Source organism: Teredinibacter purpureus (genome assembly GCF_014217335.1).
Taxonomy (GTDB): Bacteria; Pseudomonadota; Gammaproteobacteria; order Pseudomonadales; family Cellvibrionaceae; genus Teredinibacter; species Teredinibacter purpureus.
The window spans coordinates 4,391,772-4,404,273 of the sequence record NZ_CP060092.1 but is presented as its reverse complement, the minus strand read 5'-3'; the positions used below and the strand labels follow the sequence as shown (position 1 = coordinate 4,404,273).

General features: G+C 45.5%; 6 protein-coding genes. All 6 read left to right on the top strand.

Annotation, left to right across the window (positions count from 1 at the left end):
* Nucleotides 1–405 precede the first annotated feature (405 nt).
* The 6 genes from malQ to H5647_RS19545 all read left to right on the top strand — a co-directional run bounded on the left by malQ (nt 406) and on the right by H5647_RS19545 (nt 12,500).
* Nucleotides 406–2,637 (top strand): 4-alpha-glucanotransferase, encoded by a 2,232-nt coding sequence (malQ, locus tag H5647_RS19570; protein ID WP_045860700.1) that lies wholly within the window; start codon nt 406–408, stop codon nt 2,635–2,637.
* Between the two features lie 16 nt (nt 2,638–2,653).
* Nucleotides 2,654–4,849, top strand: coding sequence for a 1,4-alpha-glucan branching protein GlgB (gene glgB, locus H5647_RS19565; RefSeq protein WP_045860699.1), 2,196 nt, complete (start codon nt 2,654–2,656; stop codon nt 4,847–4,849).
* 42 nt (nt 4,850–4,891) lie between these two features.
* A complete protein-coding gene (gene glgX, locus H5647_RS19560) occupies nt 4,892–7,069 on the top strand; it encodes a glycogen debranching protein GlgX (RefSeq protein WP_045860698.1) in 2,178 nt (725 codons plus the stop codon).
* Between the two features lie 35 nt (nt 7,070–7,104).
* A complete protein-coding gene (locus H5647_RS19555) occupies nt 7,105–9,552 on the top strand; it encodes a glycogen/starch/alpha-glucan phosphorylase (RefSeq protein ID WP_045860697.1) in 2,448 nt (815 codons plus the stop codon).
* Between the two features lie 99 nt (nt 9,553–9,651).
* Nucleotides 9,652–10,920 (top strand): glucose-1-phosphate adenylyltransferase, encoded by a 1,269-nt coding sequence (glgC, locus tag H5647_RS19550; protein WP_045860696.1) that lies wholly within the window; start codon nt 9,652–9,654, stop codon nt 10,918–10,920.
* Between the two features lie 20 nt (nt 10,921–10,940).
* Entirely contained in the window at nt 10,941–12,500 is a 1,560-nt protein-coding gene (locus H5647_RS19545) for a glycogen synthase (protein ID WP_236074984.1), read from the top strand.
* The last annotated feature ends 2 nt before the right edge of the window (nt 12,501–12,502 follow it).

Sequence of the window (12,502 nt, the reverse complement as noted above, 5' to 3'; positions counted from 1 at the left end):
TGATATTGGTATAGCTCGATTGATTAATGATTTTTCTAGGAAGGGGTGCTTGGCACTCAATGTTTAATTTAAGGTACTCCTGAACGTATTCACTTTTCGTAGTATTTTGCGCCAACGTAATATGCTTTTCATGCCAGCTAAAAATATCTGCTATTTTTTTTCATAGATTGTCTGATCCTTCCGTTACTGAATTTTGCTGCTATTATTCAGAGCATTGTCGCCGTTAACGAGTGTTGTATGCATTGTTGCCTAGCGGTAGGTGCAGTGCTTATCTTCCGTATGACCACTCCAATTCGTACCTTTTGCCTTTGTTGTCATCACGCTTAGTTAACTTATAGTGTAGAGTCTCGCACTATTGGCCGGCCCTTTGCAGTGAAAGTAGTATCAGCGAATAATGGATTTAATATGAGTGATCTCGATCGGTTGTTTTATTGGCGTGGTATCGCAAAAGAATATCGAAATTATCGTGGTGAATTAGTTCAGGTGCCTATACAAAATCGACTTAATTTACTGAAAGCGATGAATGTCGATGTCAAGGATGAGAGGGCCATTAAAGCATCTGCCGACGAATTGGATGTGGGGCCCTGGAGGCATTTTTTTCCTCCCCTACAGACGTGTCGTATAGCCGTGAATGAGTCGGCTCATTTTTTCGTAAATTTGCACCCGGCATTGTTATCCGAAAAATTACATTGGAAGTTGGTTGGAGACGGTGGTGTCGTGGCCGATTCTGGTGCGGTAAAGCCCGAGGATGCGCCAGAGTTGGGTGACTATGTTTATAAGGGAAATCGTTATTCTCGAAGAAAGATCCATAGCGCTGTCTCAACACCAGGTTATTACACGCTCAATATCGGTTTCCCCACGCTAAGCGCCTCAAAATTAGGCTTACTCAATGATGGCGGCGAAGCGCATAAATTACATGCGCTACTGGCGGTTGCCCCTATTCAGGTATTTCAGCCCGCTTGGCTAATCGAGGGAGATAGCCCGTGGGGGTTTATCATTCAGCTTTATACGATTCGTACTGATGGAGATTGGGGTATTGGTGACTTTTCGGATTTACAACTGCTTACGAGTAAGGCCGCGGCACTAGGCGCTGATGTTATTGGGTTAAATCCTCTGCATGTATTGCTTCCAGACGTTGAAGCTCACAATAGTCCGTATAGCCCGTCCGATCGGCGTTTCATTAATCCGCTCTACATTGACCCTACGAATGAACCCGATTTTCTACGTTCTAATAGTCTCCATTCTGCAGAGAGTAAAGCGGAAAGGAAGGCGCGTTTAGGGGTGCTAAGAGATCGCCCTAGTGTTAACTATAGTGCGGTTAAGAACCTTAAATATCCGGTTTTTGAAGCGATGTTTAAGCAATTTATAAGCGATGATGGTGTAAACCACGGCGCACGATGGGATGCATTTCAGGCGTTTGTTCGGGGCAGTGGCGTTCCGCTTAAGCAATTCGCACTTTATGAGGCTGCACGTAATCACTGGGTTGGATCTGAGTATCGCGCGGATATCAGCGACGATGTTTTAATAGCCGCTCCTAACTCTGAGGTGTTTCGGGGCGCGTTAGGCTTGTATGAAGCAGACGTTCTCTTTCATTCATATTTGCAATGGCTAGCGCATCAGCAGTTAGGCGCTTGTCAGGCTCATTGTGAAGCGCTAGGAATGAAGGTTGGATTGGTTCGTGATCTAGCCGTGGGCGCCGATGGTGGTGGGGCCGAAGCGTTTTCAAATCCAGACCAATTTTGCCAATCTGTGTCAGTGGGCGCGCCGCCCGACCCCTTGGCCGAGCAGGGCCAAAATTGGGGGCTGCCGCCGATGGATCCCGCGCATCTTCGCTCTACCGGTTACGCTCATTTTATACAGATATTACGCGAAAATATGTCGCGTTGCGGAGCGCTCCGTATCGATCACGCGATGTCATTGATGCGGCTATGGTGGTGCCCTCCGGGTAAAACGGCTGATTATGGTGCATATGTGTACTATCCCTTCGACGATATGCTGGCGCTGCTTTGCTTGGAAAGCTATCGTAACGAATGCGCAATTATTGGTGAAGATCTAGGGGTGGTTCCTGATGAATTTAGAGACGCGATTAATGCGGCAGGAATATTTTCTAATCGAGTATTCTATTTTGAGCGTGAACATTATACTGCGTTTAAATCACCGGAGTATTACGATGAGCATGCGCTTGCCATGGTCAATAATCATGATGTTCCTACGTTGAAAAGCTGGTGGGATGGTACTGATTTATTGCTGAGAGATCGCCTTAATATATTTGAAGAAGGTGTTAATTACGCATTAATGGTTGAGCAGCGAAGCCGTGATAAAAAGGAGGTGCTAGATTTTTTAGATCGCCAACATTTATTGCCACGCGCTTGGTCGCATCGTGAGGTATCAAGAGATGCTGATGTTAATTTAATATTTTCAATTTTAAAGGCTGTTAGCCGGGTCCGCTCCAAACTATTTGTAATACAGTTAGAGGATGTTCTTTTAATGGATGAACCCGTCAATGTGCCCGGAACCTACAAAGAATACCCTAATTGGCAGCGTAAAATTTGTAAGAGCGTGGAAGATATTTTTGATTGTGAAAGAACAATACTGCTGCTTAAAGAAATAGATGCACAGAGACGAAACCGAAAGTAGGAGAGTGATACACGTTATGGGTAGGATTGCACCAGAAGTTATACAGTCGGTAGTTGATTCCCACTGTGACGACATTTTTTCCATTCTAGGCTGCCATACGGTTGCCCAAAATCAATATGAAGTCCGTGCATACCTTCCCTACGCGGACGCGGTTGAAGTGTTTAGTTACGACGAAGCTACGCTGCTCGCTAAAATGGAGTGTGTTCACGAGGGCGGTTTCTACATAGGGTTAATCGCCTCAGATACCCGCTTCAAATATAAGTTGAATGTCTGTATTGAGGGGCGTTGGCAACTACAGGAAGATGCGTATCGATTCGGCAGCGGCATAGGTGAGCAGGATCTTTATTTGTTCGGTGAAGGTACACATGAAAACGCTTATCAGTTTATGGGTGCTCAGTTAAAGACTAACGATGGCGTTTGCGGTACACAATTTTCAGTATGGGCGCCAAATGCAGGAAGAGTATCTGTTATTGGTGATTTCAATCGCTGGGACGGGCGCTGCCATATGATGCGTAAGCATAATCCGAGTGGTATTTGGGAAATATTCGTTCCCAACGTTACTGACGGCGCACTCTATAAATATGAGCTGAAGACGCAGGATGGAAAACTGTTACCGCATAAAGCGGATCCCTATGGTTTTTTTGCACAGCAACCTCCAGAACAAGCGTCTAGGGTTTATAACAATTGTGAGTATGAGTGGGGTGACGCTCATTGGAAAGAGCGGCAACAGATTTTTACAAAGCGCGATAAGCCCGTCTCTATCTATGAAGTTCATCTGGGTTCGTGGCGGCGGGTATATAAAGAGCAAAACCGGTACCTGAATTATAGAGAGCTTGCTGCTGAACTTATTCCTTATGTAAAAGAAATGGGATTTACGCACTTACAGTTAATGCCCATAAGTGAATTTCCCTTTGACGGTTCTTGGGGGTATCAACCTATTGGTTTGTTTGCGCCTACAAGCCGATACGGTACGCCGGATGATTTTAAGTTTTTTGTGGATGAGTGTCATCGCGCTGACGTTGCCGTTTTAATCGACTGGGTGCCAGGCCATTTTCCCACAGACCAACACGGATTAGGGTGTTTTGACGGAACGCCTTTGTATGAGCATGCTGATGCGCGGCAAGGTTTTCATCCTGATTGGAATACCTTTATTTATAATTACGGGCGCAAGGAGGTTGCAAACTACTTGATGGCCAATGCGTTATTCTGGCTTGATGTATTTCATATTGATGGCTTACGCGTAGATGCCGTAGCCTCAATGCTGTATTTGGATTACAGCCGGAACGACGGTGAATGGGTGCCTAATGCCTATGGTGGACGGGAGAATTTAGAAGCAATCGATTTTCTGCGCCATGTAAACGAGCGCGTCTACAAAAATTACCCTAATTGTATGATGGTTGCGGAAGAGTCCACAGCGTGGCCGGGCGTATCCAAGCCAACGAATTTTGGTGGTCTTGGATTTGGCTATAAATGGAATATGGGGTGGATGAACGATAGTCTAGACTATATTGCCAAAGAGCCTGTCCATCGACAATTCCATCATCACGGTATGACATTCAGCCTTTACTATGCATTCAGCGAAAATTTTATTTTACCTTTAAGTCATGATGAAGTTGTACACGGTAAGGGCTCGATACTGGGCCGAATGCCTGGCGATACTTGGCAAAAATTCGCGAATTTGCGAGCCTATTACGCTTTTATGTGGGCGCATCCGGGTAAAAAGTTATTGTTTATGGGATGTGAGTTTGGTCAAGGGCCGGAATGGGATCATGATCAGAGCTTGCGTTGGGATCAGCTCGAAATCCCGGAGCATGCGGGCGTTAAATGGTTGATTCGCGATCTGAATAAATTATATTGCGCGTCGCCCGCTCTTTATGAACTCGATGCAGAGGAAGCCGGTTTTGAATGGGTAGAGGCTGACGATCGGCACAATTCAATTTTTGCTTTTTACCGTATCTCAAAAAACTCCCACGAAAAATTGTTGTTCGTCTGCAACTTTACGCCAATGGTGAGAGAAGGGTATCGCGTAGGGGTCCGCGAGCCCGGGGTGTATAAAGAGTTGTTGAATACTGATAGTGAAATATATGGGGGAAGTAACGTAGGGAATGCGGGTGAAGTTTCCTCCGAGCCTGTGCCTTGGCACCATCGGGATCACTCCATTCAAATAACGTTGCCTCCGTTAGCGGCTGTAATATTAACGTGTAATGAGTGAGAGGCTAGTGCGTTGTTAAAATTCCGTGGGGTAATAGATTGAATGAATAAGTTTACGCAAACGAAACAATTTGTTACTCGAGAGGGGAGTTCCTATCCTCTCGGCGCGAGTTGTCTTGAGGGAGGCGTTAATTTCGCGCTTTTTTCTGCTCATGCGTCGAGTGTAGAGTTATGCCTATTTGATGAGTTGGGGCGAATGGAGCTAGCGCGTATTACCATGGACGCTCAAACTGATCAGGTCTGGCATGTTTTTGTCGAGGGGCTGCCGTCGGGAGCGCTATACGGTTATCGAGTGCACGGTGCATACGAACCCCAGAGAGGGCACCGCTTTAATCCACATAAGTTATTACTGGATCCTTACGCTAAGCAAATTGACGGTCTGTTTCGTTGGGTGCCCGGAGTTTATGGCTACGATCTTGATAGTCCACATCAAGATCTGGTTCTTGATACTCGTGACAACGCTGCTGAAGTGCCGAAGTGTGTCGTAGTATCGGAGGAAGATCTAAGTATTCAAGATCTGCCGCATCCGGCTCACAACAAACCCAACATTCCAAGGAATGAAATGGTTGTGTACGAAACGCATGTGAAAGGCTTTAGCCAGCTAAACCTTGACGTGCCTGCCCATGATCGGGGCAGTTATGCGGGGCTAGCACACCCGAAAGTTCTGGCGTATCTGAAAAATTTGGGTATTACCTCTATAGAGCTGTTACCGGTACACGGTTTTATTGATGAGTATTTTTTACAAAGCCACGGGTTAAGTAATTACTGGGGCTATAACTCTCTACACTTTTTCTCTCCTCATGCAGGTTATTCTGGTAGTGGACGGCCAGTCGAATTTAAAAGAATGGTTAGCGCGGTACATGAAGCCGGAATGGAGGTGATTCTGGATGTTGTTTATAACCACACGGCTGAAGGTAATCATTTAGGCCCCACTCTTTCTTTTCGGGGTATCGATAACGCGTCTTACTATGCGCTACAAGCGCACGATCAACGTTTTTATGTCAACGATACAGGGTGTGGCAATACATTAAATGTGCGCCACCCAAGAGTGTTGCAGATGGTGATGGATAGTTTGCGCTATTGGGCGGGAGAAATGGGTGTAGATGGTTTCCGTTTCGACTTGGCAACCGTTTTGGGGCGCGAGTCCTACGGCTTTGATGCTGGAAGTGGTTTTTTCGATGCGCTCAGACAAGACCCCGTATTGGCAAACGTTAAATTAATTGCAGAGCCTTGGGATATCGGGCCTGGCGGATATCAGCTCGGAAACTATCCAAGTGGTTGGTGTGAGTGGAATGATAGGTACCGCGATACATGTCGAAAATTTTGGAAAGGAGAGCCGGGTGTGTTACCGGAATTTGCGAGACGTATACACGGCTCCAGCGATCTTTTCGAACATTCCGGTCGAACACCGTCATCAAGTATCAATTTCGTCACGAGCCACGATGGTTTTACGTTGCATGACCTCGTGAGTTATCGAGAGAAACATAATGAGCGCAATAAGGAACAGAATCGAGACGGCCACCATGCCAATTTTAGTGAGAACTATGGGGTCGAAGGCAAAACAACTGATATCAAAATAGGGTCCATTCGGCGCCGACAAAAGCGCAATATATTAGCGACGTTATTCCTATCCCAAGGAACGCCAATGTTACTAGCGGGTGACGAGCTGGGGAAAACACAGAAGGGTAATAATAATGCCTATTGCCAGGACAATGATATTACTTGGATTGATTGGCAGGCGTTAACTGAAGAGGATAAAGAGCTCCAAGAATATGTGAGCTATATCATCTCCATTCGACAGCAATACCCTCTACTTACCTTTCCGCGTTATATACATCGCCCAGATGAACCCAACAGTAATATTAAATGCGCTGTTCGATGGGTAAATACAGCGGGCGAAGAGATGAAAGAGTCTCACTGGACTGAACAAAATGTTAATACACTCGGTTGGATTTTGGAACGGTACCCTGTTGACGATGCAGCTCTAAGCGAGGGTAAAAGCCGTCTGCTAGTGCTATTTAATTCAGGGTTGTCTGATGTTGATTTTCGTATACCCATAGGTACACCAGATGCAGACGGTATTGAAGCGTTGTACTGGGAAGCGAAAATCGATACAAAGCAAGAAAAGGGAATACCCGTTATACCGCGTTTTGAAAAAGGTGGAATGATTACATTGCCTGCCCAAAGTCTACAGTTACTCGTAGCTGTTTTTGAACATTAAACTACATTACAACACACACACTAAAGGATAGCGTTATGGATAAAAAATTGTTGGAGCCAATCCTCAGCAATGACCATGACCAGGTAGCTGCGGATCTACATCGTCATTTCAATTTTACTTTAGGCCGTTTCGATACAGATGATCTTAGTGGATATATGATGACGGCGCTCGCGTTAACTGTGAGAGACAGATTAATGGAACGCTGGCGAATTACTAAAGCGCATGAGCAAGGGAAACGAGTCAGAAAGGTCTATTACCTATCCCTGGAGTTTTTGCTTGGCCGCAGTCTTGGTAACGCTATATTGAATTTAAATATGCAAGACTCTATTCGGCAGGCCTTAAGTGAATTTAGTGCAGATTTAGAATCCATCGAAATGGAAGAGAAAGACGCGGGCCTAGGTAATGGTGGGTTGGGTAGGCTAGCAGCATGTTTTATGGATAGTTGTGCAACGTTGGGTTTGCCGGTAATTGGTTACGGCATTCGCTATGAATACGGGATGTTTCAACAAAGTTTTAAAGAAGGGAGGCAGGTGGAGCAACCGGACCATTGGTTGATTGCGGGAAACCCCTGGGAAATCGAGCGGACTCGTCATACGAGGCGTGTAAAATTTTACGGGCAGTCGGAGTACTATCATAATGACGCGGGAGAATTATGCGCTCGCTGGATACAATCTCAAGATGTATTGGCGGTGCCCTACGACATGCCGATACCGGGTTACAAAAATGACAAGGTGAACACGTTGCGATTATGGAAGGCCGCAGCCACTGATGAATTTAACCTGCAAGAATTTAACGAGGGTGACTACTCCGATGCGGTAGCACAAAAAAATCTTGCAGAACAAATAACCATGGTGTTATATCCAAATGATGCGAGCGAAAATGGCAAAGAGCTTCGATTGCGCCAGCAATATTTCCTTGCTTCGGCTAGTTTGCAAGACGTCATCTCTGATTGGGTGCTAGAGAACGGAGAAAAATTTGAAGAGTTCGCAGCATTTAATTGTTTCCAGCTGAATGACACCCACCCTACGTTAGCGGTTGCAGAACTAATGCGTCTTTTGATGGATGAGCATGGGCTGTCGTGGGACGATGCGTGGACAATAACTACTAAAACTATGGCCTATACAAACCATACGTTACTGCCTGAAGCTCTAGAAAAATGGTCTGTTGATTTAGTTAAAGAGTTGCTGCCTAGGCTGCTTGATATTATTTACGAAATTAATGCACGTTTCTTAGCGGTTGTTGCCCACCGGTGGCCAGGGGATGTGTCTCGCCAGCAGAGAATGTCGCTTATTGAAGAAGGTTCGGCCCCCCAAGTGCGTATGGCATACTTAGGGATTGTGGGTAGTTTTTCCGTAAACGGTGTCGCAGAGCTACATTCGAAATTGTTGACAACGGGCTTGTTCCGAGACTTTTTCGAGCTGTGGCCTGAAAAATTTAATAACAAAACGAATGGTGTTACTCCTCGGCGCTGGTTGGCTCATTGTAATCGAGACTTAGGCGATCTATTTACCGAGTCGCTTGGTACTGGATGGAAAACTGATTTGTCGCAGCTAGAAAAATTACGAGACTTTGCTGATGACGCTGAATTTGGCCAGCGATGGGATGCCGTAAAACGAAAAAATAAAGAGCGTTTGCGCGATCGTGTGATACAAAAGTGTAATGTCGAGTTTGATCTCGACAGTATTTTTGATGTTCAGGTTAAAAGAATCCATGAATACAAACGTCAGCTTTTGAATATTTTACATGTTATACACCTGTACGATCGAATAACTCGCGGCGATACTGAAGGGCTTGTCCCTAGATCTGTCTTGCTAGGAGGCAAGGCCGCACCGGGGTACGCGCTTGCTAAGTTGACTATTAAGCTGGCGAATAACGTTGCGCAAGTGGTGAACTCAGATAAAAGTGTAGATCCGTATCTAAAACTAGCTTTTTTACCCAATTACAGGGTGAAATCCATGGAGATAATCTGCCCCGGAACTGATTTGTCTGAGCAGATATCTACCGCTGGAAAAGAGGCATCAGGTACAGGTAATATGAAGTTTATGATGAACGGAGCTCTCACGATTGGGACGTATGACGGTGCTAATATCGAAATTCTAGAGGCTGTTGGCCGTGAAAACTTTTTTCTTTTTGGGCTGAAAGTAGAAGAGATACCGGAATTTAGTTTACATAACAGCCCCAATGATATTATTGAAAATGACGAAGATTTAAAACGCGTATTGCGGTTGATTGAGTGCGGTCACTTTAGTATGTTCGAACCAGGAATCTTTGAGCCAATTGTTCAGTCTATTCGAAATCCCATGGATCCGTGGATGGTGGCTGCAGACTTTAGAAGTTATATAGATGCGCAATGGTCTGCTTCGCAGGTGTATAAACAGAAGAAAGTTTGGACAAAATCCAGTATCTTGAATACGGCAGCAAGTGGTTACTTTTCAAGTGATCGAACAATTCAAGATTATGCTCGAGATATTTGGAAAATATAAATAATGTTTAATTGAGGCTGATTATTTTGACGCCTAACTTTGTCGGTTGCGATAGGGGTATCTTTGCACCGTTTTAATTTGGATTAAAGGAGGAAGCTGATGTTAGATCCGAATTCCCGCTACGTGAGTCGATTAACTCGCGATACTATGGCCCTAATTCTCGCAGGAGGCCGTGGTAGTCGTTTGCATGAATTGACCGATTGGCGAGCGAAACCCGCATTACATTTTGGCGGTAAGTTTCGGATAATTGATTTTCCGTTATCGAATTGCGTTAATTCCGGTATTCGAAAAATCGGAGTGTTAACTCAATATAAAGCGCACTCCCTTATTCGCCACTTAGTGCGTGGATGGAGTCATTTCAAAAAAGAGCTAGGGGAGTATGTCGAAATACTGCCTGCGTCTCAGCGTTATTCTCCGAATTGGTATCAGGGGACTGCTGATGCAATCTATCAAAATCTAGATATTATTATGTCGGAAGCGCCTAAGTATGTAATGGTGTTATCTGGTGACCATGTGTATCAAATGGATTATGGGTCAATGCTCGCCTATCACGTGGAAAAAGGCGCGGACCTCACGGTGTCATGTATAGAAGTGCCTATTGAAGAGGCCGCCGGAGCATTTGGTGTGATGACGGTTGATGATGATAACCGAATCGTGCGCTTTGATGAAAAGCCCAAAACCCCCACGGAGTTGTCTGATCAGCCCGGCATGACACTTGCTTCTATGGGTAACTATATTTTTAATACAGAGTTCTTATTCGAGCAGTTGCGTAAGGATGCCGAAAACCCAGATTCGGAGCACGATTTTGGTAAAAATATAATTCCAGAAATTATTAATACTCATAATGTTCGCGCATTTCGATTTCGTGATCACGACACCGCTGTTGCGTCTTATTGGCGTGATGTAGGGACATTGGATTCTTTCTGGGAAGCCAATATGGAACTGGTGTCTCCTTCGCCCGCGTTAAATTTATATAACCACGATTGGCCAATCTGGACCTATCAAACACATTTGCCTCCTGCAAAATTTGTATTTGATGATGAAGGACGGCGTGGCTACGCGGTTGATTCTATGGTATCGGGTGGTTGTGTTATTTCTGGTGGGGAGGTTAAAAAATCGCTGCTGTTTTCGGATGTTCACGTGCACTCGTTTACAACCATTGAAGAAGCCGTGGTATTGCCTGAAGTTGAAATTCATCGTCATGCGAAGATAAAACGCGCGATTATTGATGGTGGTTGCGTTATTCCAGAAGGGATGGTTATTGGGCATGACCACGAACATGATATCGCTCGAGGGTTTAGGGTCTCGAAGAAAGGTGTTGTTTTGGTTACACGCGAGATGCTAGGCCAAGGCTCTAGCGTACGTTAGAGGTATTACTAAGAGAGCGAATGAAAAATAATAAACGTATTTTGATGGTTGCCGCGGAGAACGATTTTCTTCCTGGTGCAAAAGTAGGTGGTGTGGCCGATGTAATTCGCGATCTACCTCCCGCTATTGTGGCGTTGGGAGCTGAGGTTGATGTTGTGCTTCCGTCATATGGCTTTTTAGCACGCCTTCCTGGGTTGAATATTGTTGCCGAGTATGAAGTCAGTTTTGGCGGTTCGACTCATCAGGTAGTGTTGTTGCTGCAGACCCAAAAAAATGGGGGGGCTAGCAACTATATTATTCATCACCCCGCTTTTTCTCCCAGTGGCGAAACGGTCTATTGTAATGATCATGATCGACCTTTTGCCACCGACGCAACAAAGTTTGCTTTTTTTTGCGCTGCATTGGGTAAGGCGTTATTGGACGGTGCGCTGGCGCGGCCCGATGTTCTCCATTGTCATGATTGGCACACAGCCTTTCTCTTAATCTTGATAGAGTTTTCACCGGCGTTACAAACCTTAAAGACTATTCGGTCGGTTTTCACCATTCATAATTTGGCGATGCAAGGTGTTAGGCCCCTTAGGGGGGATTCGTCTTCATTGGAAACGTGGTATCCAGATTTACATTATGATGGCCAAAGTATTTGCGATCCGGTTAATCCTCATTGTGTTAATCCAATGCGTGCCGCAATTCTTTTAGCCGACAAAGTGCATACGGTTTCGCCTACGTATGCAGAAGAAATACTGCAGCCTAGTGACAAGATAAACGGCCTATACGGTGGCGAAGGCCTGCAAGATGATTTAAACGGACGCTCTGCAACAGGTGATCTAGTTGGGATTATAAATGGCAGCGAATACCCAAAGGGCGCTCGTTATGCTGATCCGGCCAAGAAAAAAGTCGTGGCGCTTGCTGAAGAATGTTTGGTGACATGGGCCAGTCATCAGTCGGAGTTGTCGAGTGCACATTTTGTCGCAGATAAGCGTTTGGATTATTGGGCTCACAAAAAATCACGCGGTTTCACTGTGACCTCCGTGGGCCGAATCACGGAGCAAAAGGCGAAGTTGCTGTCGACGTATGTCGCGAGTGGGAAGACGGCGTTAGAGACCATGCTCGATACGTTAAGTGACAGGGATCAATTAATACTGCTAGGTACTGGCGATGCCGTCTATGAAGACTTTCTTCTTCGGGTGAGTGGACGCTACAGTAACTTTATTTTCCTGAATGGTTATTCCCATGCACTATCGTTGTATTTATATCGCTATGGCGATTTATTTTTAATGCCGAGCTCATTCGAGCCCTGTGGGATAAGCCAGATGCTGGCAATGCGGGCTGGTCAGCCGTGCCTTGTGAATAGCGTAGGTGGTTTAAAAGATACTGTAGAACACAATAAGACAGGGTTCTGTTTTAGCGGCGGTTCTGCGGTTGAGCAAGCCGAATCGATGGCGGGGGAATTTAAACGTGTACGAACGCTATTTGATGAAGAGCCTGAAGCGTGGAAAAAAATGATGCGTGCTGCGGGTGATGTGCGCTTTACTTGGCAGCAAAGCGCACAGTCTTATATGCAGGAGCTTTATACGCAGTAACG